Here is a 23,959-nt window from a genome sequence, read left to right as displayed (position 1 = left end):
GGGCAAAACGCAACAAACTTGAACCTGAAAAGGTCGAAAGCGTTATTCAACGACGCGCGTTGCGCGCTTAACGACACTTTCCGGAAGGGTGACGCCCATCTTCTCGGCGGCCTTCTTGTTGATCACCAGGTCGGAACCGGCGGCGACCTTCACGGCAATGTCGCCGGGGTTTTCGCCCTTGAGGATGCGAACGACCACGTCGCCGGTCTGCTTGCCGACGTCATAGTAGTTGAAGCCGAGGGCTGCGAGCGAGCCGCGGGCAACGGAATCCGTGTCGGCGGTGAAGAGCGGCAGCTTGGCTTCTTCGGCGACGGCGACGGCACCTTCGAGCGCGGAAATGATCGTGTTGTCGGTCGGAACGTAGATCGCATCGGCGCGGCCGACGAGAGCGCGGGCGGCACCCTGAACTTCAGCCGACTTGGTCGCTGCGGATTCGACCACGGTCAGGCCGGCTTTTTCGGCTTCGGTCTTCAGCACCGCGAGCAGAGAAACGGAGTTGGCTTCACCGGAGTTGTAGAGGTAGCCGATCGACTTGGCGTTCGGCAGGATTTCCTTGATCAGCGCCACGTGCTCGGCAACCGGCGACATGTCGGAGAGGCCGGTGACGTTGCCGCCGGGCTTGTCCATGTCCTTGACCAGCTGCGCGCCGACCGGATCGGAAACGGCGGTGAAGACGACCGGGATGTCGCGGGTCGAGGAAACGACGGCCTGGGCCGACGGCGTCGAGATCGGCACGATCACATCAGGCGCTTCGCCTGCGAACTGGCGGGCGATCTGGGCTGCCGTTGCCGGGTTGCCCTGGGCCGACTCGTAGAGGAACTTGAGGTTCTCGCCTTCCTTGTAACCGGCGGCTGCCAGCGCATCCTTCACACCGTCGCGGGCGGCATCGAGCGCCGGATGCTCGACGATCGCCGTCACGGCGACGGTCACCTCATCGGCACGGGCCGGGAGAGTGAATGCCACCGTGGCGGCAAGGGCGATGAGAAGTGAGCGCATGGGTTGTCCTCCTATTGATGTCCCGCTTTCTTAGGAAACCGGGAGAATGAAATCAATCGATAGGAACTGCATCACTCATCAAAGTTCTTCATTGATGGTGTCGAGCCAGGACCGAAGAACCGCGGCTGCGCGAGGGCTGAGCGCCTCAGTCCTCGCCGTGATTGGCGATCATCATCGCCTCGAAGGCGAGGCGATCGACCTTGCGCATGCGCTCGGATTCGGACTTCAGCTGGCCGCAGGCGGCGAGAATGTCGCGGCCGCGCGGGGTGCGGATCGGCGAGGCATAGCCGGCCTGGTTGATGAAGTCGGCAAACTTCTCGATGTGCTCCCAGTCCGAACACTGGTAGTTGGTGCCGGGCCAGGGGTTGAAGGGGATGAGGTTGATCTTCGCCGGCACGCCCTTCAGGAGCTTCACCAGTTGCTTGGCGTCTTCGAGGCTGTCGTTGACGTCCTTCAGCATCACATATTCGAAGGTGATGCGGCGGGCGTTGGAAAGTCCCGGATAGGCGCGGCAGGCATCCATCAGCTCCTTCAGCGGGTACTTCTTGTTGATCGGCACCAGCATGTCGCGCAGGTCGTCGCGCACCGCATGCAGCGAGATCGCCAGCATGACGCCGATTTCCTCGCCGGTGCGATAGATCTCAGGCACGATGCCGGAGGTCGACAGCGTGATGCGGCGCTTGGACAGTGACAGGCCCTCGCCGTCGGACGCGATCAAAAGGGCGGTCTTCACGTGCTCGAAGTTGTAGAGCGGCTCGCCCATGCCCATCATGACGATGTTGGTGATCTTGCGGCCTTCCGCCGGCACGATCGCGCCCTGCGGCGTGTCACGCTCCGGAAAGTCGCCGAGCCGGTCGCGGGCAAGCAGCAACTGTGCGAGGATTTCCTCGGCCGTCAGGTTGCGCACCAGCTTCTGCGTGCCGGTGTGACAGAAGGAGCAGGTGAGGGTGCAGCCGACCTGGCTCGAAATGCAGAGCGTGCCGCGGCCTTCTTCGGGAATGTAGACGGTTTCGATCTCGACCGGGCGGCCGGCGCCGCGTGCCGGAAAGCGCAGCAGCCACTTGCGGGTGCCGTCGCCCGAGATCTGCTCTTCGACGATTTCGGGCCGGGCAATGGTGAAATGCTCTTTCAGCATTTCGCGCATGTCCTTCGACACGTTCGTCATATGGTCGAAGTCGGAAACGCCGCGCACATAGAGCCAGTGCCAGAGCTGGCTGACGCGCATCTTGACCTGGCGCTCCGGCACGCCTTTTTCGACGAGCGCCTTTGCCATGTCCTCGCGCAGGAGGCCGATCAGCGACGGCTTCTCGGCCTGCGGTGCAACACGCACCTGCGGTGCCTTGGCGATCTCCACCCGGTTCAGAATTTCAGTGGCTGCCATGCTCATGATGTCCTGTCATACGGCGAGAGGCCGTCCGGAGAGCGGGTCCGGAAATCGTCCTGATGCGCGAATTGAAATCGGTCGAGCCATCGAAAGCGGCCAATCGGGGCGCGGAGGCTCTCAAGTTGGGCCGCGCTTTAGCATTGTTTTGGCCGGGAGTCACGAGGCAGGTCTCCTCGAACGCAAAAGGCCGGCTTTGCAGCCGGCCCCTACGCGTGACTTTTGGTCCCGTGATTACTTGCAGGCTTCGATCTGCTTTAGTGCAGCGGAGATGCCCGAGAGCGAGTAGGAGTAGGAGGTCGCCGTGCCCTTGCGCGACTTGGCGTTGACCGACATGGCCTTGCCGTTCTTCATCGCGGCGACGAGCGCGGGCTCCTCGGCTGCGTTTTCCACCCAGGCGGAGTTACCCTTGGTGAACATCACGAAGGTGCGGCCGTCGATGACGACGTTGACCTTGGAATTTTCCTGCAGCGCGTAGCCCATCATTGCCTGCGGCTCGTAGCTGATGTTCTGGCCCGGGCGCTGGGATACGAGGAAGAAGATGTCGCCGTGGTCGACGCCGGCCGGGCTCTTTTCCTTCGGAACCGAAAGGACGTAGCAGACCTTGCCGCCGCCGGCATTGTAGGAATAGGCGCCCCAGGCATTGAACTGCTGGATGCGCGTCGGAGACTGGGCGGCAGCCATGCTGGCGGTCGCCAGAACGAGTGCGATTGCGGTTGCGATCTTTCTTACAAACATGAGGTCCTGCCGCTTTTCTTGCTTTTCGATCACCCGAAACAGGTCAGACGGGCGACGCGTAGTCATGATTTGATTTGTTTTGACTTAATTCAGGTTACCAAACCGTCAACGGTGGCCGAAAACCGCGGCTTTAGCCCCGAAACGGGGCGGTTTGCCCCATCGCACAGTACCTTTCGACCGCCGATTCGGGTCTTGGCCGAACCGGGATCGATTGAGGATGCGCGTTGCCTCGGAATGCCCATTCCAGAAGGTTTCCTGCCCCAAGCCATTGCATGGCGTCAGTCGCGCCAAAGCACGCAACCAGCGTCACTTGCAGATCTATGTCACAAAGAATTGGGCAAGAGTTTGACTTTCGGGCGGGAATGGGGCGCCACAACCGGACGGTCGGTCTCCAGCGTCAGCCCTCTGGCGTGTCGGCCAGCGTTTCGTCGGCCTTGGTGTAGTGCGTTTCCTTGATCTGCCCGCTGATGGCGGCAAAGGCCGCGGTCAAAACGGCGACGTCGTCCGAGAAGCCGACGACCGCCAGCACATCGGGGAGGATGTCGATCGGCAGCACAAAATAGGCCAGCGCCGCGAGCAGGATGCCGCGGGTCCGCGTCGGCGTCTTCGGATCGATCGCGCAATAATAGGCCGCGACCACATCGCGGCTGAAGGGGATCTGGCGGGCAGCCCGGCGAAAGGTCGGCCAGAAGCGGCGCTTCACGCGCTTTTCCCGGCGCTCCTGCTCGGATTCTTCGCCAGGCAAGAGAATTTCACCAATCTTGATGTCGTCCATCGTCCCGCTTCCGCTGTTGCAGCGCTTTCAATATGGGGATTGGGGGGCCTATTTCAAATGGTCCGGCATGCGGCCGGCGGCCGCCTTGTCCATTCGCGCCGCCAGCTTGAAATCGAATTCCGTCAACCCGCCGGCGTCATGGGTCGTCAGCGTCACGTCGACGCGATTGTAGACGTTGAACCATTCCGGGTGATGGTTGAGTTTTTCGGCGACGATCGCGCATTCGGTCATGAAGCCGAAAGCTTCGACGAAGTTCTTGAAGCGGAACGCCTTCCAGATCGAGTTGCCGTCTTCGGCTCTCACCCAGCCTTCCATCTTGTGCAGGTTGTCGGCAATCGTCGCTTCGTCCAGTTTCTCCGCTGCCATCGTCTATCTCCCTCGCATCCGCCTGTTCTCAGACCGAGCTGTCGCGTATAAGCGTCCGCTATCTCCAGCCTTCGAAACTGAATAGCATGAAACCGGTCAGAGTTCTTTTCGTTTGTCTCGGCAACATCTGCCGGTCGCCGCTGGCCGAGGGCGTGTTGCGCGCATTGGCTGAGCAAAAGGGATTGGCATCTGCGCTGGATGTGGATTCGGCCGGCACCGGCGCCTGGCATGTCGGCGATCCGCCCGACCGGCGGTCGATAGAAGCGGCGCGACGGCACGGCATCGATATTTCGCGCTTGCGCGGCCGCCAGGTGGCGGCGGCAGATTTCAGGGATTTCGACCTTATTCTCGGCATGGACGAGAACAATGTCCGCACGCTGAAAAGGCTCGCATCTGAAGGCACGGCGGCGAAGGTGCACCTCTTTCTGGACTATGCGTCAGGCAACGTCCGGGATGTGCCGGATCCCTATTACGAAGGGCCGGAAGCCTTCGAGGCGCTTTACCAGATGCTCGAGGCCGGATGTTCGTCGTTGCTCGAAAGGCTCGGGGAACGCACTTCGTGAAGCGGGAAGACCTCTTCCGTCAGGTAAGGTCCGCCGCCGACTGAATCGCGCGACGAGAGCAGCACGAAGCGGGAGACCGAAAAGAGCGAGGTCATGAAGTTCCCGCGCCCCGAGAGGTAGTCGACCACGTCCTCGACGCGGCTCGAGCGCAGCCGGGCGAGCGTCACGTGCGGAGTGAACTTGCGCGGGTCCGGCCCCAGTCCGAGCCTTTGGCAGATGCGCTCGATTTCGGCCTGTAACGCATACATTTCCGGATGGTTGCTGACACCGGCCCAGACCGAATGCGGCTTCTTCGAGCCGAAGGCGCCGGTGCCGGTCAATTGCAGCTGGAACTCGGGGCGTTCGATGCGATCGAGCTTGTCGATGATCTCGTCGGCGGTGCGCCAATCAACGTCACCGATGAAGCGCAAGGTGATGTGGTAGTTCTCCACATCGATCCAGCGAGCTCCGGGAAGACCTCCGCGCAGCAATGAAAGACTCATTGCAGCATTGCGCGGAATTTCGAGGGCGGTGAATAGTCTCGGCATGGCGAGCTCCCCGAATCTCTTGCAGATGTCTTAGCGAATCACGCATCGCATCTGCACGCAACTGGTATTTGGCGCTTCAGAATATTAACGTTCTCTTAACTGTGGACGATGCCATCACTCCGTCTTGTTCAACGTTGCCAGGAACCGCTCGACGACGGGCAGCGCTCTTTCGGTCATGACGCCAACGCCGTCGCCATTGGGATGCATGCCGTCTTCGAGCTTGAGTTTCGCCTCGGTCACCACGCCGTCGAGAAAGAACGGATAGAGTTCCAGCCCGTATTTTTCGGCGAGCTCAGGATAGATCGGGTTGAAGCGGGCGGCGTAGTCGGCGCCCATGTTCGGTGGCGCCATCATGCCGGCGAGAAGCACCGCAATGCCACGGTCCTTCAGCCGGTTGATCATCGCCTCGATGTTCTTGCGGGTCTCTTCAGGCGGGATTCCACGCAGCGCGTCATTGGCGCCAAGCTCGAGGATCACGCCCTTGGTGCCATCCGGCACCGACCAGTCGATGCGGGCAAGACCGCCGGAACTCGTGTCGCCGGAAACGCCGGCGTTCGCGATCGTCACGTCGAAGCCCTTTTCCTTCAGCGCCTTTTCGAGTCGGGCCGGGAAGGCGTCCTCCGGCGGGAGCTGATAACCCGCCATCAGGCTGTCGCCGAACCCTACGAGGCTGATCGTCTCGGCACGTGCCGTCCATGATAACGCAAATGTCATCATCAGTGCCAAGAAAACCCGTTGAAATCCTTTTAATGCCATGGGCCTGTTCCTAAATCCCGAATGCCGTTTCTGTTCCCCACTTCGTTTCATATAGGGTTGTTTCGCTTGGCCAGCACCATCATCGAACTCAAAAACGCGGATCTGACGCTGGGCGAGGCGGCCGCCTCGGTGCATGTGCTGAAAGGCATGAGCCTGACGATCAATGCCGGTGAATCCGTCGGCATCGTCGGCCCATCCGGTTCGGGCAAGTCGACGCTGCTGATGGTGCTTGCCGGGCTCGAGCGGCTGGACCGCGGCGAGATCGTCATCGACGGCACGCCGCTGCACCGGCTCGACGAGGACCGGGTGGCGGATTTTCGCGGGCGCAACATCGGCATCGTCTTCCAGTCCTTCCATCTCATTCCCAACATGACGGCGCTCGAAAACGTCGCCGTGCCGCTCGAACTTGCGAATGTCGCCGGCGCCTTCGAGATCGCCCGCAAGGAACTCGTCGCCGTCGGTCTCGGCGAACGGCTCAGCCACTATCCCGGCCAGCTCTCCGGCGGCGAGCAGCAGCGCGTGGCGATCGCCCGGGCGCTGGCGCCGTCACCGAAGCTGTTGATCGCCGACGAGCCGACCGGCAATCTCGATGCCGAAACCGGGCGCCAGATTGCCGACCTGCTTTTCGCCGAACAGCGTGACCGCGGCATGACACTCGTTCTCGTGACCCATGATGCCGCACTTGCCGCCCGCTGCGCGCGGCAGGTGCGGGTGCGCTCGGGCGAGATTGTCGCCGGCGGCGAGGCGGATCCGATAGCGGTGGCGCCGGTTCAGCAGGCGGCCTCCGCATGACCGGCGTTTCACCGCTACGGCTGCGACCGCTGCTTGCCCTGCGGCTGGCGCTGCGCGAAATGCGCGGCGGGCTCAAGGGCTTCTACATCTTCCTTGCCTGCATCGCGCTCGGAACGGCGGCGATTGCCGGCGTCAACTCGCTGTCGCAATCGATCACCGCGACGATCGCCTCGCAGGGGCAGGAACTGCTCGCAGGCGATATCCGCTTCGAACTTAACAATCGCGTCGCGACGACCGAAGAGCGCGCCTATCTCGATGGCCTTGGAACCGTTGCGGTTTCTGCCGGTCTCAGGTCGATGGCGCGGTTGCCCGACGGTTCCAACCAGGCGCTGGTGGAACTGAAGTCGGTCGACGCCGCCTATCCGCTCTATGGCACGCTGGAAAGCGAACCCGACCGGCCGCTGCACGAACTCGTCGCACGTGACGGCGACGTGTTCGGCGCCGTCGTAGCGCCCCTGCTGCTCGATCGCCTGGACGTTAAGGTCGGAGACGAAATCCTTCTCGGCAACGCCCGGATACGCATCAACGGCACCATCACGCGCGAGCCGGATGCCCTTTCCGACGGATTCGGCTTTGCGCCGCGGTTGATGATTTCTGCCGAGGCGCTCGCCGCCAGCGGCCTGGTGCAGACCGGCAGTCTGGTCGAGCACAGCTACAAGGTCAAAGTTACCGATCCGACCCGGATCGCGGCCGTGCGCGCCGAGGCGGAGAAGCGCTTTCCTGCCGCCGGCTGGTCGATCCGTACCAGCGGCAATGCAGCACCGGCGCTGACGGCCAACATCACGCGCTTCTCGCAGTTCCTGACGCTTGTCGGCCTGACGGCGCTGATTGTCGGTGGCGTCGGCGTTGCCAATGCGGTGCGGGCCTATCTCGATGCCAAGCGCAGCGTGATCGCGACGTTCAAATGCCTGGGTGCGCCGGCTGCGCTGGTGGCGATGATCTATCTCGTGCAGATCCTGATGATCGCCCTGATCGGCATCGTCATCGGGCTCGTGCTGGGTGCACTGATCCCCTTTGTCGCGGCGCAGTTCCTGGCCGACCTGCTGCCGATTTCGACCGCCTTCCATCTCTATCCGGGCGCCTTCGGGCTCGCCGCCCTTTTCGGCGTGCTGGCGGCCTTGACCTTCGCCATCCTGCCGCTCGGCCGGGCGCGCGCCATTCCGGCAACAGCGCTCTTCCGCCAGCAGGGCTTCGACCCCTCGGGCTTTCCGGCCTGGCCCTATCTGCTCGGCGCCGTCGCGTGTCTTTCCGCGCTGGCCGGACTGGCGATCTTTACGGCCTACGACCGCTATATTTCGCTTGTCTTCCTCGGCGCGATCGCCTTCGCCTTCATCGTGCTCCGGGCGGTTGCACTCGCGATCGCCTGGCTCGCGCGCCGCAGCCCGCGGGTCAACTCGCCGTCTCTCAGGCTGGCGATCGGCAATATTCATCGGCCAGGTGCGCTGACGTCGTCGGTGGTGCTTTCGCTCGGCCTCGGGCTCGCGCTGCTGGTGACGCTGGCGCTGATCGACGGCAATCTGCGCCGCGAACTCACCGGCAACATGGCGGAGCGGGCGCCGAACTTCTTCTTCGTCGATATCCAGAGCAACGAGATCGAAGGCTTCCGCGGGGTCCTCAACCGGACGATCCCCAAGGGCAAGGTCATCGAGGTGCCGATGCTGCGCGGGCGCATCATCGCCTTCAACGGCGAGGACGTGAACAGCCGCAACGTGCCGCCTGCGGGCCAATGGGTGCTGCGCGGCGACCGCGGCATTACCTATGCCAAGAACAAGCCGGAGAACTCGACGCTATCGGAGGGCGCCTGGTGGCCGGCCGACTATAGTGGGGAGCCTCTGGTCTCGTTCTCGGCGGAGGAGGCCGGCGAACTCGGCCTGAAGATCGGCGATACGGTGACGGTCAACGTGCTTGGCCGCAACATCACCGCCAAGATCGCCAATTTCCGCAACGTCGAATGGGAATCGCTGTCGATCAACTTCGTCATGGTGTTTTCGCCGAACACCTTTGCCGGCGCACCGCACGCGTGGCTGGCGACCGTGATCGATCCCTCCGCGACGCCGGAAGAGGAAGCGGCCGTCCTGAAGGCCGTCACCAACGCCTATCCGACGATTACCAGCGTGCGGGTAAAGGATGCTCTCGACATTGTGAACGGCCTGCTCGGGCAGTTGGCAACGGCGATCCGCGCGGCTGCGGCCGTGGCGCTCGTCGCCTCCGTGCTGGTGCTTGCCGGTGCGCTTGCCGCGGGCAACCGGGCGCGCGTCCACGACGCCGTGGTGTTGAAGACGCTGGGCGCGACGCGGGCGACGCTGATCAAGGCGTTCAGCTACGAATATGCCATTCTCGGGCTTGCAACCGCAGTTTTTGCGCTGTTTGCGGGCGGTATCGCCGCCTGGTTCGTGGTCAATCGCATCATGACGCTGCCGTCGAGCTTCCTGCCCGACGTCGCGATCGTGACGGTTCTGGCGGCGCTGGTGATGACCGTCGGCATCGGCCTTGCCGGCACCTGGCGCATTCTCGGGCAGAAGGCGGCGCCGGTCCTGCGCGAACTTTGACCGGACCGAGTTAACCGTAAATCCCTATTGCACCGGTCTGAATCGGCCCGATGCGACCGAATCCAAAGGGGCCGGGTCTTGTATGCAACGGGTTTCGGCCTCATATTTGTCGATAGGCATGCTGGAGCTCCGCAGCGGCGCCTGGGCGTGGAAGCAAGTCTTCCAGGGCGAACCTCGCCGCCCGACACCGTAACTTCCACCGGAGCTTGAATGAGGAAACAATGGCTGACCTGAGAAACTACCAAACCCGAATGTCGCCTGCCGGCGCTCAGGCGGGTGCCATGATCGACGAAGGCCTTCGCGCATACATGCTGAAGGTCTACAACCTGATGGCGCTCGGTCTGGCGATCACTGGCGTCGCCGCCTATCTGGCGTTCCAGATGGCGTTTTCGGATGGCCAGCTGACCGCCTTCGGTGCTGCGATCTATACGAGCCCGCTGAAGTGGGTGGTGATGCTGGCGCCGCTGGCGCTCGTGTTCTTCATGAGCTTCCGCATCAATAGCATGAGCGTATCTGCCGCGCAGACGACGTTCTGGATCTATGCCGCGCTGATGGGCCTGTCGCTGTCGTCCATCTTCGTGATCTACACCGGCCAGAGCATCGTGCAGACGTTCTTCGTGACCGCGGCCTCGTTCGGCGCCCTGTCGCTCTACGGCTACACCACGAAGAAGAGCCTGTCCGGCATGGGCTCGTTCCTGATCATGGGTCTGTTCGGCGTCATCATCGCGTCGATCGTCAACATCTTCCTGGCTTCTTCGGCGCTCGCCTTCGCGATCAACGTGATCGGCGTGCTGATCTTCGCAGGCCTTACCGCCTACGACACGCAGAAGATCAAGGAAATGTACTACGAAGCCGATGACAGCACCGTTGCCGGCCGCAAGGCGATCATGGGCGCGCTGACGCTCTACCTCGACTTCATCAACCTGTTCATGTTCCTGCTCCAGTTCATGGGTAACCGGAACAACTAAGGCTGAACAGCAGACGGAAAAGGCGGCTTCGGCCGCCTTTTTTGTTTCCTGAAGCGGCTTGAAAGCGTCCGGGCTCCGTGGGAGTGAGAGGACGACGAAACCTTGGGATCAAGTCTTCCGCCATGTCCCTGACCCTGCGCGACGCCACGCTGGCCGATCTTCCTGTCATTACCGAGATCTATCGCGAATCCGTGTTGAACGGTGTCGCGACCTACGAGATCAATCCGCCGTCCGAAAAGGAGATGCGGGCCCGGTTCGAGACGATCATCGCCAACGGCTACCCCTATATGGTCGCTGTGGACAGGGATGGGACGATCATCGGTTATGCCTACGCATCCGGCTTCCGCACGCGCACGGCCTATCGCTTCCTGGTCGAGGATTCCATCTACCTGGCGCCGGAGGCGCGCGGCAAGGGTGCCGGCAAGGCGCTGCTGGTCGAACTCGTCCGTCGCTGCACGGAGCTCGGCTTCCGCCAGATGGTGGCAGTGATCGGTGGCGCCCATCCGGCCTCGATCGCCGTGCACCGTGCGCTCGGCTTCGAACACCAGGGCACGATGAAAGCGACCGGCTTCAAGCATGGCCGATGGCTCGACACGGCAATCATGCAGCTCGCGCTCGGCGAGGGCCAAACGAGCGACCCGCCGGAGGGTGTTTATCCGGACACACTGTACGGAGTCTGATTGCTGTCGGCTCTTTTGAATTGCACGGCCGGCAAAAAGCTTACGGCCGCCCAAGCGGTGAGCCGTTGTTGCGAAAAGGCGTTTGCACAGCCGTCGTCGAATGGGCGGGAAGCCGCATATTCTCTCGCCACCAGGCCACGGTTCGCGCGATGCCGTGGTTCAATGAGATGCGTGCCTTCCAGCCAAACAGTTCCTCTGCCAAAGCTGGGGACGGGCATAGATCGATGTCACCGGATGTGTCGGTCGAAAGAAACTCGACCAGCGCCGGGTCCGCGCCGCTTGCCGCAACGATCAGCTTCGCGACCTCCCGCATGGTCGGTGCATGGCCTGAGGCGATGTTGACGATTGATGCCCCTTGTGGGTGCACCATGGACAGACGGTACAGCGCCTCCACAGCATCATCCACGAACAACAGGTCCCGTCGCTCGTTCGGTCGGCGGACGATCGAGTGCTCCCCAACAAGGCAACACCGGATCAATGATGGGATGAGGAACTCGTCCGACTGGTTCGGCCCGAAGACAAGGGAAAGCCGGGCAGTCACGATAGGGAACGGCAATCGCGGCTGCAACGCCTCGACATAATGGACGCCTGCGACGAGGGCCGCGGCATAGGTTGTTTTCGGGACTTCCCGCTGTGTTTCCACATGCGGCATGGGAGTTCCACCATAGGCGGCCAAAGTTCCAGCGCGCACGAAAGCGATCGGGGGTACACGCGCCTCAGCGGCTACCGCTATCGTGGACAAGAGGCCGAGCAGATCCTCCTGGACGCTGCTAAAGGCATCGCCGAGCCCGGGTTCCGGCTTACGTCTCGTTGCAGCGGCAAGGTAAAAGACGTAGTGGGGCCTGGCCGTCTCAAAGCAGCGCTGAAGTGCCTTGCGGTCGTCCAGGTGCAAAATGTGCAGCTGAATGTCAGCACGTACCTGCTCCAGACGGTGCAAGTTAGTTTCGGGCCGAGTCAGCACGTGGACGGTGTGCCCCTCCTCCAGACAGCGAGTCACCAGATGCGAGCCGATAAATCCAGCACCGCCAATGATCAATACGTTCGCCATCGCCCTCTCTCGACATCTCATGGTGTCATATGGACAGCAAGGTCATGTCGAAGGGCGCTTTGACATCGTCGTCCCTCCGAAGCGAGGCGACACTGTACCGCAAGTCAGCGTTTCACAGAACGAAAAATCGTGGAAGCCGGTCTCGCCGGCGCGATGAACAAAAGACCTGCACCTGGAGTCGATGCACTACGGCACCAGCGCCTTCCGAAGGGTGTTTGGTGCCATGGAGGCTCTAAGACGCGCTGCGTTTAAACGGCCTCATGCAACGCGCTTTCACGCATGGTCGTCGCATAGCCGCTGCGTGCTTTTGTGCGAGATATTCTAGAGCGCCGTGCGTTCATATGAACGCACAGGACGCTAGCACTTTGATTCTAGAGCATCTTTCTGCCTTAAGTGCTTCCACTTGAGGGCGGGATGCTCTAGGTTTCCACTAGCCTCAGCACCTTGTCGAACACCTTCAGCACCTGTGCGAGCTCGTGGCCGCGCTTGAGAATGGTGCCGTGGACGTTGAGCACGCTGAAAGCGCCTTGTTTTGCCGCCAGCTTCGGATTTTTTTCGATCCGATAGAGCGGCATCTCGCCCGAGCGCTTGAACACCGAAAAGACCGCGCGGTCCTTCAGATGGTCGATGGCGTAATCCCGCCACTCGCCTTCGCCGACCATACGACCATAAACCCAGAGGATCTGGTCCAGTTCGCGGCGATGAAAGGTGACGGGGAGAGGGTCCTTGGCGTTCCTGTATTCGTGAAAATCGACAACCACATCCGAAGTGGTGTGGCGCTGATGTCGCGCCTCGCCTTCCGGCAAGTCCGGCTCATCGGTCATCGGCAATCCGGCCTTCTGTTGTGACAGAACGATAACAGTGTGCCTGACACGAGCCGAAAAGCAAGCCGGAAGCCATGGGACGGTGAGGTCATTTCTTACCTCTGCCCCATTTCAGTCAAACCGGCGCCCCAATTGATCGCAAAACTCGCGGGCGCTGACGGACAGAGTCGTTGCCACCGTATGTCCGGTCAGGTCGTCATGCTGCGGGAGTTCACCGAACGCAGCCATGGCCGGTTCGGTCCGGTAACTTCGAACCCTCAGCCCCAGCCCCTCGATGCTGCCGGGCCGAACCACCCCCTTGCGCTTCGCCGCCCTTACAATTTGCCCTGAGGGCCGGCGAGCACGGCCGCGGCACCGATGATGGCGCCCGGTGTTTCCTTGTCCTTCATCGATTGCAGCAGGATCGCGCAGCCACTGTTGCCCGGGCGCTCGGTCAGCACCGTTGCCGGCAGCGTGAACGTCGCGGGCCGGCCGTCCCACATGCCGATCGTCTGGATGTCGCGCACGGCATGCCAATAGGGGATTTCCTTGCCGGTGTTCTCGCCCTTCTCCATCTTGACGATCTTGGCGCGGTCGAAATAGACAACGACGACATTGGCCTTGCCGATGCCGCTGCCGATGGAGATCTGGATTTCTTCGCCGAGGATCGTGGCGTCGACGGGAACGGCAAGCCCCTTGCCCTCCGCCTTCATCGTTTCCAGCCGCGTCTTGATGGCCTGCAGGTTGCCGCCGTTCAGATGGTCGCGGCCGTTCAGGATCGCCTGCGGCGTGTAGACACCGTTGCGCCCGAGCATGCGCGCATAGGCATATTGCCGTTCGGTGTTTTCCTTCGATGCCAGCGTGTCGGCCCAGCCGAGATAGTTCCAGTAGTCGACGTGATAGGCGAGCGCCACCACATCACCCTCGTCGACCAGCGTCTTCAGCGCCGCATCCGCCGGCGGACAGGACGAACAGCCCTGGCTCGTGAACAGTTCGACAACGCCTTTGATCGCCTGTTTCTCCTGCGCCCCGGCAGGGGCACCGGCGGCTGCGAGCAGCCCGAAAGCCAGTGCAACAGGACGAATGAAAGAACGGTCTGCGGATGTCATGGCGTCACTTCGTTACCGGCCGTCGGCCTACTCCTTGTGGGGAGTTCACTACATACGACGGCGCTCCATCAACGGGAAGTCACGTTGGAGTGAGGTGGCAAGTGAGCGCGATCGAGCGCCGGATCGCCGGCAGGGACACCTCAAAAAAGAGCCGGGGCGCCCTTCGGCGTCCCGGCTCCAGAGCCTTGAATGTGCTTGCGCGATTAAGCGGCGAGGTCGCGCAGAACCGTCTGCAGGATGCCGCCGTTGTTGACGTAGGTCACTTCATCCAGCGTATCGATACGGCAGACGAGCGGCACATCCTTCACGCTGCCGTCGCCGTAGGTGACCTTGGCAACGCGCTTTTCGCGCGGCTGGACGTTGGCGAGGTTTTCGATCGTGACGATCTCATCGCCCTTGAGGCCCAACGATTCCCAGGTGGTGCCTTCCTCGAAGACGAAGGGAATGACGCCCATGCCGACGAGGTTCGAGCGGTGGATACGCTCGAAGGACTGGGCGATCACGGCCTTGACGCCGAGCAGGTTGGTGCCCTTGGCAGCCCAGTCGCGCGACGAACCGTTGCCGTATTCGACACCGGCGAAGATGACGAGCGGAACGCCCTCTTCCTTGTACTGCATGGCGGCGTCGTAGATCGACATCTCTTCCTTCGACGGATAGTGGATGGTGTAGCCACCTTCCTTGCCGTTCGGGCCGAGCATGTGGTTGCGGATGCGGATGTTGGCGAACGTGCCGCGCATCATCACTTCATGGTTGCCGCGGCGCGTGCCGTACTGGTTGAAGTCGGCAACGCCGACGCCGTGACCGATGAGGTAGGCGCCAGCCGGCGAAGCAGCCTTGATCGAACCGGCCGGCGAAATGTGGTCGGTGGTGATCTTGTCGCCGAAGAGACCGAGGACGCGTGCGCCCTTGATGTCGGAGATGCCCGAACCGGACTTGCCCATGCCGACGAAGTAGGGCGGGTTCTGCACATAGGTCGAACCGTCGTCCCAGGCGTAGGTCTGGCCCGGAGGAACCTGAACGGCCTGCCAGTTTTCGTCGCCCTTGAAGACGTCCGCGTACTTCGTCGCGTAGAGTTCACGGGTGACGTACTTGAAGATGAACTCCTGGATTTCCTTGGAGGTCGGCCAGATGTCCTTGAGGTAGACGGGCTTGCCGTCCTGGTCCTCGCCGATCGGCTCGTTGGTCAGGTCCTTCTGGACCGTGCCTGCGAGCGCATAGGCGACGACGAGCGGCGGCGAAGCGAGGTAGTTCGCCTGGACGTCCGGCGAGATGCGGCCTTCGAAGTTACGGTTGCCAGAGAGAACGCCGGCAGCAATCAGACCCTTGTCGTTGATCGTCTTCGAGATCGGCGCCGGCAACGGGCCGGAGTTGCCGATGCAGGTCGTGCAGCCGAAGCCGACGAGGTTGAAGCCGAGCGCGTCAAGGTCCTTCTGCAGGCCGGACTTGGCGAGGTATTCGCCGACGACCTGCGATCCCGGTGCGAGCGAGGTCTTGACCCACGGCTTGGACTTCAGGCCCTTGGCAACGGCGTTGCGGGCAAGCAGACCGGCCGCGATCAGCACCGACGGGTTGGAGGTGTTGGTGCAGGAGGTGATCGCAGCGATCGCGACGTCACCATGGCCGAGATCGAAATCGGTGCCTTCGACAGCGTAGCGGTTCGAGAGCTGGCCCGGCTTCTTGTAGTCGCCTTCGAGTGCGGTTGCGAAACCGGATGCGATGTTTTCGAGCGCGATGCGGCCTTCCGGACGCTTCGGACCAGCCATCGCCGGAACGACGTCGCCGAGGTCGAGTTCGAGCGTGTCGGTGAAGACGAGCTCGGAACCATCACCGTCGCGCCACATGCCTTGCGCCTTGGAGTAGGCTTCGACCAGCGCGATGCGCTGCTCTTCGCGGCCGGACATGGTGAGGTAGTTGATGGTTTCGCTGTCGACCGGGAAGAAGCCGCAGGTGGCGCCGTATTCCGGACCCATGTTGCCGATCGTCGCACGGTCGGCGAGCGTCATGTTGTCGAGGCCCGGGCCGAAGAATTCGACGAACTTCGAGACCACGCCCTTCTTGCGCAGCATCTGCACGACCATCAGCACGAGGTCGGTCGCGGTGACGCCTTCCTTCAGCTTGCCGGTCAGCTTGAAGCCGATGACCTCAGGCAGGAGCATGGAGACCGGCTGGCCGAGCATCGCGGCTTCTGCCTCGATACCACCGACGCCCCAGCCGAGAACGCCGAGACCGTTGATCATGGTGGTGTGGCTGTCGGTGCCGACGCAGGTATCCGGGTAGGCGGTGATTTCGCCGTCTTCTTCACGGGTCCAGACCGTCTGGCCCAGATACTCCAGATTGACCTGGTGACAGATGCCGGTGCCGGGCGGAACGACGCGGAAGTTCTTGAACGCCTGCTGGCCCCACTTCAGGAAGCGGTAGCGTTCGCCGTTGCGCTCGTATTCGAGCTCGACGTTGCGGGCAAAGGCGTTCGGCGTGCCGAATTCGTCGACGATGACGGAGTGGTCGATGACGAGGTCGACGGGAACGAGCGGGTTGATCTTTTCCGGGTCGCCGCCGAGCGAGACCATGGCGTCGCGCATCGCGGCGAGGTCGACGACGGCGGGAACGCCGGTGAAGTCCTGCATCAGCACGCGGGCCGGACGGTAGGCGATTTCGTTTTCAGCCGTGCCCTTGTCGTTGAGCCAGGCGGCAACGTTCTCGATGTCCTTCTTGGTGACGGAGCGGCCGTCTTCGTTGCGCAGCAGGTTCTCGAGCAGAACCTTCATCGAATAGGGCAGCTTGGAAACGCCGGCGAGACCGTTCGCTTCAGCCTTGGGCAGGCTGTAGTAGACGTAGTCCACACCGTTGACGGTGAGCGTGGAGCGACAATTGAAGCTGTCTAGGGATTTGGACACTGGATAATACCCCGTTCCGTCTGATCGCCAAAAACTGACGTACGAACGCCCGAGCGCCTGTGAAGCGCGAATTGGGATGCGGGTGCGGCCATTTCCGCTGTCCGTACGTGGAAATTCATTCCATGTTCGGCGCTAGGATGAAATTCACGCCGACCGCTGGCGTGTTGGCCGCCTTATAGATAATTTCTCCAAAACGTGCCAGAGCAACGAAGGTCGAAACGGGACTTTTTTTTGCCCTGCGACGAAGAGAGTGAAGGGAAGCTGAAAATTCATGCGCCTCATGGCTGAAGGGTTGAGCGCAAAGCGCGGTGAGGACCTGATTTTTAACGATATTTCCTTCGTTCTCGACGCCTCGGAAGCCCTTGTCGTGACGGGTCCGAACGGCTCCGGCAAGTCGACTTTGCTCCGGGTTCTGGCGGGGTTGTTGAGGCCCGAAAGCGGGCATCTGAAACTTGAGAATGGCCCCCCGGAAATAGCCCATCCATCCGAGCTCAGCCACTATCTCGGACATCGCAACGCGATGAAGCGCGAACTGACCGTCGCGGAAAATCTTTCCTTCTGGCACCGCTTCATGGGTGATTCGCCCGGTGGTCGCGGCGCGACGCTCACCGAGGCCGTCGAAGCGGTCGGCCTGCCGGATATCGCCCATCTGCCCTTCGGTTACCTTTCGGCCGGGCAGCAGCGGCGCATGGCGATGGCCAAGCTTCTCGTGGCCTATCGCCCGATCTGGATTCTCGACGAGCCGACCGCGGCACTCGATGCCGGTGCTGACCGGCTGTTTGCGGAGCTGGTGAAGACGCACCTTGGCAAGGGCGGCATCGTGATCGCGGCGACGCACCAGCCGCTCGGGCTCGATCGCACGAAGGAACTGCACATGAAGGGGTTCGAGCACCTGGCAGGAGATCACTGGCATGACGTGTAGAAGCCCGACCGTGATCCGCGTCAGGAGACGAACGGCATGATCGCGCTCTTCTTCCGCGATCTCAAACTGTCGATCCGCGCCGGCGGCGGCGCGATGATCGGCGTGCTCTTCTTCATGACGGTCGTTGCGGTCATTCCCTTCGGCGTCGGCCCGGATCTGAACCTGCTTTCGCGGATCGGCCCGGCGATCCTGTGGATCGGCGCGCTGCTCGCCTCGCTGCTCGGCCTCGACCGGCTGTTCCAGGCCGAGCGCGACGACGGCTCGCTCGACCTGATGCTGATGCAGGAAACGCCGCTGCTCTTCACCGTATTCGTCAAATGCGCGGCCCATTGGGCGGCAACGGGATTGCCGCTGGTGATCGCTTCGCCACTGCTCGGTCTCTTCATGAACATGAGCGAGATCGCGATCGGCGCCACCATGCTGACGCTTCTGATCGGCACGCCTGCGGTCACCTTCATCGGCGCCGTGGGGGCGGCCGTTGCCGTGTCGCTGCCGCGCGGCGGGCTGCTGGTTTCGATCCTGGTGCTGCCGCTAGCAATTCCGGTGCTGATCTTCGGCGTCAGCGCGGTCTATGCGGCTATCGAGGATCCGGCGCCGTTCCTGCCGCCGGTGATGATCCTCGCGGCGATCACCCTGTTCTTCGCCGTCATCGGCCCGGTCGCTGCAGCCGCAGCGCTTCGCCACGCGTCCGATTGACGCAATCGCCGCGGAAATGGCGAAACTGTTTGCGGTGTTCCCAAGGATTTCGCGCTAAGCCGTTCAGATCGATCGCCTTTGTGATCCGCGTCCCAACTCGATCGTGATCGGGCGATTGACGCGGATCAATTGCAGGCGGGCGCCTTAAGCGCTAAAGAGCCAACATGAGCGAAAACAGCCTGGCCATCCGCAAATTCAGCGATCTCGCCAACCCGACGCGGTTCCTGGCGCTGGCCGACCGTCTGCTGCCGTGGCTTACCGGCCTGACCGTGCTGTTCTTCGTCGTCGGCCTCTGGCTTTCCTTCACGACGGAAGGCGACTACCAGCAGGGCGAGACGGTGCGCATCATGTATGTGCATGTGCCCGCTGCCTGGCTGTCGATGATGTGTTATTCGGTGATGGCGCTGGCCGCCCTCGGCACGCTCGTCTGGCGGCATCCGCTCGCCGACGTCTCCTCGCGGGCGGCGGCCCCGATCGGCGCCTGTTTCACCTTCCTGGCACTCGTCACCGGCTCGCTCTGGGGCAAGCCGATGTGGGGTACCTGGTGGGTCTGGGACGCACGCCTGACCTCGGTCTTCGTTCTGTTTCTGATGTATCTGGGGCTGATGGCGCTCAACCGGGCGATCGACGATCCGGCGCGATCCTCCAAGGTTTCGGCCATTCTGGTTCTCGTCGGCTTCGTCAATATCCCGATCATCAAGTTCTCGGTCGAATGGTGGAACACGCTGCACCAGCCGGCGAGCGTCATGCGGCTCGACGGGCCGACGATCGATCCGGAGTTCCTGTGGCCGCTGATCGTGATGGCGATCGCCTTCACGCTGCTGTTCTTCACCCTGCACATCGCCGCCATGCGCAACGAAATCCTGCGTCGGCGCGTCACAGCACTCCGGCGTCTCGCGGCCCGTGCCGCCGGACGGGGAGCCCGCGCGCAATGATGAGCCACGCCGCCTACGTTTTCACGAGCTATGGAATAGCGACGCTGACGGTCCTCGGCCTCGTTGCCTGGGTCGTCCTGGACGGACATGCCCGTCGGCGCGAACTCGCTGAACTCGAAGCCTCGGGCATTCGCCGCCGTTCCGCCGAGCAAGCACCGGGAGAGACACGATGAGCAGCACCCCTGCGCCCGGCAGCGAAGAGCGCAAGTCAAGCCCTATGCGTTTTGTTCTGGCGGCGCTGCCGCTTATCATCTTCGCCGGGCTTGCCGCGATCTTCTGGAGCCAGCTCAATTCCGGCAAGGATGTAAGCGAGATCCCGTCCGCGCTGATCGGCACCAAGGCGCCGAAGCTCGACATGCCGGCGCTCGAAGGCGCTGTCCGCGATGGCCAGCCGATGCCGGCTTTGACCGATGGGTCGATCAAGGGCAAGCTGACGCTCGTCAACGTCTGGGCCTCCTGGTGCGTGCCCTGCCGTCAGGAACATCCCTTCGTCCTGGAACTGTCGAAGGATCCGCGGCTCACCGTCGTCGGCATCAACTACAAGGACCAGAACGAAAACGCGCTCAGGTTCCTCGGAGAGCTCGGCAATCCCTTCTCGGCGATCGGCGTCGATCCGCGCGGCAAGGCGGCGATCGACTGGGGCGTCTACGGCATCCCGGAATCCTATCTCGTGGGCGCTGACGGCACGATCCTCTACAAGCGCGTCGGACCGTTCGATGCGGACAGCGTCAAGAACGGGCTGTTGCCGGCGATCGAAAAGGCGGCACCGTCCCCCGCCTCCTGAGCCGTTCCGCCGACCTTACCAGGAGTTGGCGCCGATCTTCTTCTTGCCGTTGTAGACGTCCACGTGGTTCGGCGATGTCAGCCGCCACGTTTCGCAAACCTCTTTGCCGTCATCCAGGTCCTTCCATGTCCGGCAGAACCTGTCTCCCTTGATGCGCCAGGTGCCGTTGATCGTGATCACGGTTCCGCCGTCGGTCTTGGCGCTGCCGTCTCCCTTCCCATCCGCGGTAAGAGTGATTGTCCCGGAATATCCCATGCCCTTGCCGCCAAGCCCGAGGGTCTTGCCGCCGGCAAGAAGCGTGGTCAGATCCGCTTCGTTAAGCGTCTTATCGGCCGCTCCGGCGGATACTGGCACCATGACAAGAGCGAAAAGTACTGCGGGCATAGCTAAGGCGCTGCGCATAATGGCCCCCACTTGGTCACGCTCAAAGGTTTGAACGGTCCAAGTATACAAAGTCGATTACTAAATTAGAAGATTTTAATTTTTAGGCGGCGCGTCTAGATTGCGCCCTGCCAGTCCCTGACGGCGTCGAGCGGCCAGACCAGCATCAGCACGTTGAGTGTGAGATTGTCGCGGATCAGCCAGCCGGTGAAGAGTTCGAAGACGATGGCGATCGTTACCGTCAGCCAGACAGGCATGCGGGCGGCAAACAGGAAACCGGCGACCATGGCCAGCGTGTCCATGGTCGAGTTCAGGATGCTGTCGCCAAAATAGTCGAGCGAGATCGTCGCCGAGCGGTAGCGGTTGATCACCATGGGCGTGTTCTCGGCGATCTCCCAGGCGGATTCGATGATCATGGCCAGGAAGAGCTTTGCCGTCAGCGGCTTTTTGCGCAGAAGCAGGTGGCCAAGGCCGTAGAACAGGAAGCCGTGGATGATGTGGGACGGCGTATACCAGTCGGCGATGTGCTGCGAGTTGCCGCTGGATTTGACGACGGGTTCGAAGAGTTTGACGTAGCCGCAGTCGCAGATCCAGATGCGGCCCATCAGGTGCTGGGTGACGATCTGGATAACGAGGACCGCCAAACAGGCGATCAGCCAGAGGAGGGCGTGACGGTTTCGGCTGTCATTCTCCTCAAGCGTCGTGCTCACTCGGCGTTCTCCTGGTCCAGCGAGTGCTTCATGATCAGCGGCATCTGGGCGAGCGTGAAGAGAATGGTGATCGGCATCGTGCCCCAGACCTTGAAGGCGACCCAGAAGTCGGTCGAGAACGAGCGCCAGACCACTTCGTTGAGGACGGCAAGCACCAGGAAGAACAGGCCCCAGCGCAGTGTCAGCTTGCGCCAGCCGTCCTCGTCAAGCTTGAAGGCGGAGTGAAAGACGTAGCCGAGCAGCGACTTGCCGAAGAGAAGTCCGCCGAGCAGGATCGCGCCGAACAGCGTGTTGACGATCGTCGGCTTCATCTTGATGAAGGTGTCGTTCTGCAGCCAGAGCGTCAGCGCGCCGAAGACGAAGACGACGATGCCCGAGATCAGCGGCATCATCGGCAGGGTCCGGGTGAGCATCCAGGAGACGGCAAGCGCGATCGCGGTCGCGGCCATGAAGAGGCCGGTGGCGATGAAGATCGGGCCGCCGAGTTCGGCAAGCGCCGGGAAGTGGCCGGCCAGCCATTCGCCGCGTGAATTGGCGAAGAAGAAGACCATCAGCGGCCCAAGCTCCAGCACCATCTTGAGCAAGGGGCTGACTTCCTTCTGCGGCTTGGTAGCCTCGATCGACGACATCTGGGGGTCCTGTTTCTGCATGTACCTGCTGCTCATAACACCAGCTTTGCGGCAAAACCATATCAAGGCAACGGGCCTGCGCAAACGTGCGCGTGCCCGAACGTCCTGTCAGGCGGCGACGCCGGCGATCGCTTCGGCGAAATCCTTGGCCTCGAACGGTTCGAGATCATCGATGCCTTCGCCGACGCCGATGAAATAGACCGGCAGCTTGTGCTTGGCGGAAATCGCGACAAGGATGCCGCCGCGCGCCGTGCCGTCGAGCTTGGTCATGATCAGGCCACTGACGCCGGCGACGTTGCGGAAGATTTCCACCTGCTGCAGCGCGTTCTGGCCGGTGGTGGCATCGAGTGTCTGCAGCACGGTATGCGGCGCGTCAGGATCGAGCTTGCCGAGCACGCGCACGATCTTTTCAAGTTCGGCCATCAGTTCCGCCTTGTTCTGCAGGCGGCCGGCCGTGTCGATGATCAGCACGTCGGCCTTCTTCTCGCGCGCCTGCTGGAAGGCCTCATAGGCAAGGCCTGCCGCATCGGCGCCGAGCTTGGAGGAGACGATGTCGGACTTGGTGCGCTCGGCCCAGATCTTCAGCTGCTCGATCGCGGCGGCCCGGAAGGTGTCGCCGGCGGCAAGCATGACCTTCAGGCCCGCGCCGGAAAGCTTGGCTGCAAGCTTGCCGATCGTCGTCGTCTTGCCGGTGCCGTTGACGCCGACCACCAGGATCACATGCGGCTTGTGGCTGAGATCGAGCTCCAGCGGCTTGGCAACGGGCGAAAGCACCTTGGTGATCTCGCCGGCCATGATGCGCGACACGTCCTCGCCCGAGACATCCTTGCCGTAGCGTTCCGAAGCGAGCGTATCGGTGATGCGCATCGCGGTTTCGACGCCGAGGTCGGCCTGGATCAACAGGTCTTCGAGATCCTGCAGCGTCGCTTCGTCGAGCTTGCGCTTGGTAAACAGGCTGGCGATCTGGCCGGTCAGTTGCGACGAGGTACGGGCAAGGCCGCGGCGCAGCCGCTGGTACCAGCTGAGCTTTTCCTTGGGCGCGGCGACGGATTCTTCCTTGGGCTTGCGCTCGGTGGCGGAGAAGCCCTTGGGGAGGGCGGGAGCTGCGGTGGGCTCGGCCTCGGCTGTCTCGGCCGGCGCGACGTCAGTGGCGGCTTCCGCTGCATCGGCCTCTGCGGTCTCCATGCTTTCGCGGAGGGCTGCGGCTTCACCCCCCTCTGCCCTGCCGGGCATCTCCCCCACAGGGGGGGAGATCACGCTGGGCTCACCCCCAGCGTCAGGTACGAGCGTTTCGCCCGTCGTGATCTTGTTTGCTTCGGCTGTCGTGACGTCGCTTGCCTTGGGTTCGGCATCGTCAGCAGCTTCCTCGATTCTCTCGACGATTTCGGCCTCGTGGGAAGCGGCGATGATCTCACTTGAATCTACGGGCGCCTCGTCAGCAACAGGCGTCGCAGCCTCGGCGACAGATGGTGTTTCTTCAGCGGTTGCCTCGGTCTCCGTCTGCTCTCCCCCCTTGTGGGGGAGATGTCCCGAAGGGACAGAGGGGGGGATCGCGGCCTCAACCTCGACCGGCGCTATTTCAACCTCGACCGGTGCTACGTCAGCCTCGATCGGTGCGGCAACGGCTTCGTCACGCGCCAGTTCCGCGGCGTCGTCCGAAGCCGGCCCACCGGCCGTCTCGATCTCGGCTTCGAGCACCGGATCGTCGTCGGACAACGGCAAGGTCTCGATGTCGACAGGCGGTTCGAAGCTGGCTTCAGGGCTCTCTTCGACGATCGCTGTCTCGGCAACGGCGGCAGGCGGTTCGACCGCGTTGGCACTCGGCTCCGGTTGCGCCTCAACTTCGGGCGAAGAGACGATCGTCTCCTCGGGCGCCACATCCTGCGGCTTCGTTTCCTCCACCGCGCCCTTGCCGAAGGTGAAGATCCTCTTGATGAAACCCATTGCCATTCAGGAA

Annotated in this window: 25 protein-coding genes; 10 read left to right on the top strand and 15 right to left on the bottom strand. The window is 62.4% G+C overall.

Annotated features, from left to right (window positions below; genetic code table 11):
• Positions 1–42: 42 nt before the first annotated feature.
• The 5 genes from XB14_RS31445 to XB14_RS31425 all read right to left on the bottom strand — a co-directional run bounded on the left by XB14_RS31445 (position 43) and on the right by XB14_RS31425 (position 4,256).
• On the bottom strand, positions 43–996 hold the full coding sequence (locus XB14_RS31445; protein ID WP_077968330.1) for an ABC transporter substrate-binding protein: 954 nt from the start codon (positions 994–996) through the stop codon (positions 43–45).
• A 145-nt stretch (positions 997–1,141) separates the two neighbouring features.
• The gene (gene rlmN, locus XB14_RS31440) at positions 1,142–2,377 is read right to left on the bottom strand and encodes a 23S rRNA (adenine(2503)-C(2))-methyltransferase RlmN (protein WP_077968692.1); all 1,236 of its coding nucleotides are present in this window, start codon (positions 2,375–2,377) and stop codon (positions 1,142–1,144) included.
• A gap of 234 nt (positions 2,378–2,611) precedes the next feature.
• A complete protein-coding gene (locus XB14_RS31435) occupies positions 2,612–3,115 on the bottom strand; it encodes an invasion associated locus B family protein (protein WP_034803141.1) in 504 nt (167 codons plus the stop codon).
• A 397-nt stretch (positions 3,116–3,512) separates the two neighbouring features.
• Positions 3,513–3,890 carry a YkvA family protein gene (locus XB14_RS31430; protein ID WP_077968328.1) on the bottom strand — a complete coding sequence of 126 codons (378 nt, stop codon included), beginning with the start codon at positions 3,888–3,890 and terminating at the stop codon, positions 3,513–3,515.
• 48 nt (positions 3,891–3,938) lie between these two features.
• A complete protein-coding gene (locus tag XB14_RS31425) occupies positions 3,939–4,256 on the bottom strand; it encodes a 4a-hydroxytetrahydrobiopterin dehydratase (protein WP_077968326.1) in 318 nt (105 codons plus the stop codon).
• 86 nt (positions 4,257–4,342) lie between these two features.
• Here XB14_RS31425 and XB14_RS31420 point away from each other — a divergent pair, with 86 nt between their 5' ends.
• The gene (locus XB14_RS31420) at positions 4,343–4,819 is read left to right on the top strand and encodes a low molecular weight protein-tyrosine-phosphatase (protein WP_077968324.1); all 477 of its coding nucleotides are present in this window, start codon (positions 4,343–4,345) and stop codon (positions 4,817–4,819) included.
• Here the strand turns inward: XB14_RS31420 and thpR are convergent.
• Together thpR and XB14_RS31410 are read right to left on the bottom strand one after the other, a co-directional pair.
• Positions 4,756–5,346: an RNA 2',3'-cyclic phosphodiesterase gene (gene thpR / locus XB14_RS31415; RefSeq protein ID WP_077968322.1), complete on the bottom strand. Its 591-nt coding sequence runs from the start codon at positions 5,344–5,346 to the stop codon at positions 4,756–4,758. The two genes, XB14_RS31420 and thpR, sit on opposite strands and share 64 nt — an antisense overlap.
• 114 nt (positions 5,347–5,460) lie before the next feature.
• Entirely contained in the window at positions 5,461–6,102 is a 642-nt protein-coding gene (locus XB14_RS31410) for an arylesterase (protein WP_077968320.1), read from the bottom strand.
• A 66-nt stretch (positions 6,103–6,168) separates the two neighbouring features.
• On the opposite strand from XB14_RS31410, the gene XB14_RS31405 reads away from it, so the two are divergent.
• From XB14_RS31405 to XB14_RS31390, 4 genes are all read left to right on the top strand, one after another.
• Positions 6,169–6,894 carry an ABC transporter ATP-binding protein gene (locus XB14_RS31405; protein ID WP_143348631.1) on the top strand — a complete coding sequence of 242 codons (726 nt, stop codon included), beginning with the start codon at positions 6,169–6,171 and terminating at the stop codon, positions 6,892–6,894.
• Positions 6,891–9,443: an ABC transporter permease gene (locus XB14_RS31400; RefSeq protein WP_077968317.1), complete on the top strand. Its 2,553-nt coding sequence runs from the start codon at positions 6,891–6,893 to the stop codon at positions 9,441–9,443. The genes XB14_RS31405 and XB14_RS31400 overlap by 4 nt, the downstream gene beginning before the upstream one ends.
• A gap of 221 nt (positions 9,444–9,664) precedes the next feature.
• The gene (locus tag XB14_RS31395; RefSeq protein ID WP_077968315.1) at positions 9,665–10,411 is read left to right on the top strand and encodes a Bax inhibitor-1/YccA family protein; all 747 of its coding nucleotides are present in this window, start codon (positions 9,665–9,667) and stop codon (positions 10,409–10,411) included.
• A gap of 122 nt (positions 10,412–10,533) precedes the next feature.
• Positions 10,534–11,091 (top strand): GNAT family N-acetyltransferase, encoded by a 558-nt coding sequence (locus XB14_RS31390; protein WP_077968313.1) that lies wholly within the window; start codon positions 10,534–10,536, stop codon positions 11,089–11,091.
• 40 nt (positions 11,092–11,131) lie between these two features.
• On the opposite strand, the gene XB14_RS31385 is transcribed toward XB14_RS31390, so the two are convergent.
• The 4 genes from XB14_RS31385 to acnA all read right to left on the bottom strand — a co-directional run bounded on the left by XB14_RS31385 (position 11,132) and on the right by acnA (position 16,945).
• Positions 11,132–12,139 (bottom strand): NAD-dependent epimerase/dehydratase family protein, encoded by a 1,008-nt coding sequence (locus XB14_RS31385; protein ID WP_179119715.1) that lies wholly within the window; start codon positions 12,137–12,139, stop codon positions 11,132–11,134.
• Between the two features lie 419 nt (positions 12,140–12,558).
• The gene (locus XB14_RS31380; protein WP_077968309.1) at positions 12,559–12,963 is read right to left on the bottom strand and encodes a DUF2794 domain-containing protein; all 405 of its coding nucleotides are present in this window, start codon (positions 12,961–12,963) and stop codon (positions 12,559–12,561) included.
• 314 nt (positions 12,964–13,277) lie between these two features.
• Positions 13,278–14,051, bottom strand: coding sequence for a DUF1223 domain-containing protein (locus XB14_RS31375; protein WP_077968307.1), 774 nt, complete (start codon positions 14,049–14,051; stop codon positions 13,278–13,280).
• A 203-nt stretch (positions 14,052–14,254) separates the two neighbouring features.
• A complete protein-coding gene (acnA, locus tag XB14_RS31370; RefSeq protein WP_077968305.1) occupies positions 14,255–16,945 on the bottom strand; it encodes an aconitate hydratase AcnA in 2,691 nt (896 codons plus the stop codon).
• Between the two features lie 271 nt (positions 16,946–17,216).
• Between acnA and ccmA the strand changes: the two genes are divergently transcribed.
• From ccmA to XB14_RS31345, 5 genes are all read left to right on the top strand, one after another.
• Entirely contained in the window at positions 17,217–17,867 is a 651-nt protein-coding gene (ccmA, locus tag XB14_RS31365) for a heme ABC exporter ATP-binding protein CcmA (RefSeq protein ID WP_077968304.1), read from the top strand.
• A gap of 36 nt (positions 17,868–17,903) precedes the next feature.
• Positions 17,904–18,563 carry a heme exporter protein CcmB gene (ccmB, locus tag XB14_RS31360; RefSeq protein WP_077968302.1) on the top strand — a complete coding sequence of 220 codons (660 nt, stop codon included), beginning with the start codon at positions 17,904–17,906 and terminating at the stop codon, positions 18,561–18,563.
• 164 nt (positions 18,564–18,727) lie between these two features.
• Positions 18,728–19,498: a heme ABC transporter permease gene (locus tag XB14_RS31355; protein ID WP_077968301.1), complete on the top strand. Its 771-nt coding sequence runs from the start codon at positions 18,728–18,730 to the stop codon at positions 19,496–19,498.
• Positions 19,495–19,671: a heme exporter protein CcmD gene (ccmD, locus tag XB14_RS31350; protein WP_077968300.1), complete on the top strand. Its 177-nt coding sequence runs from the start codon at positions 19,495–19,497 to the stop codon at positions 19,669–19,671. The genes XB14_RS31355 and ccmD overlap by 4 nt, the downstream gene beginning before the upstream one ends.
• Positions 19,668–20,282 (top strand): DsbE family thiol:disulfide interchange protein, encoded by a 615-nt coding sequence (locus XB14_RS31345; protein ID WP_077968299.1) that lies wholly within the window; start codon positions 19,668–19,670, stop codon positions 20,280–20,282. Before ccmD ends, XB14_RS31345 begins: the two co-directional genes overlap by 4 nt.
• A 15-nt stretch (positions 20,283–20,297) precedes the next feature.
• Here XB14_RS31345 and XB14_RS31340 read toward each other — a convergent pair whose 3' ends face one another.
• The 4 genes from XB14_RS31340 to ftsY all read right to left on the bottom strand — a co-directional run bounded on the left by XB14_RS31340 (position 20,298) and on the right by ftsY (position 23,952).
• Positions 20,298–20,735 carry a hypothetical protein gene (locus XB14_RS31340; RefSeq protein ID WP_143348629.1) on the bottom strand — a complete coding sequence of 146 codons (438 nt, stop codon included), beginning with the start codon at positions 20,733–20,735 and terminating at the stop codon, positions 20,298–20,300.
• Positions 20,736–20,779: 44 nt separating this feature from the next.
• The gene (locus XB14_RS31335) at positions 20,780–21,373 is read right to left on the bottom strand and encodes a DUF2585 domain-containing protein (RefSeq protein WP_077968296.1); all 594 of its coding nucleotides are present in this window, start codon (positions 21,371–21,373) and stop codon (positions 20,780–20,782) included.
• The gene (locus XB14_RS31330; RefSeq protein ID WP_143348643.1) at positions 21,370–22,002 is read right to left on the bottom strand and encodes a septation protein A; all 633 of its coding nucleotides are present in this window, start codon (positions 22,000–22,002) and stop codon (positions 21,370–21,372) included. Before XB14_RS31330 ends, XB14_RS31335 begins: the two co-directional genes overlap by 4 nt.
• 108 nt (positions 22,003–22,110) lie before the next feature.
• Complete coding sequence (gene ftsY, locus XB14_RS31325) at positions 22,111–23,952, bottom strand: signal recognition particle-docking protein FtsY (RefSeq protein WP_077968290.1); 1,842 nt, start codon at positions 23,950–23,952, stop codon at positions 22,111–22,113.
• Positions 23,953–23,959 lie beyond the last annotated feature (7 nt).

Source organism: Ensifer adhaerens (assembly GCF_002007205.1).
Taxonomy (GTDB): domain Bacteria; phylum Pseudomonadota; class Alphaproteobacteria; order Rhizobiales; family Rhizobiaceae; genus Ensifer; species Ensifer adhaerens_D.
Note: the sequence above shows the minus strand (reverse complement) of the source record. Positions and strands in the feature narration are given on the sequence as shown.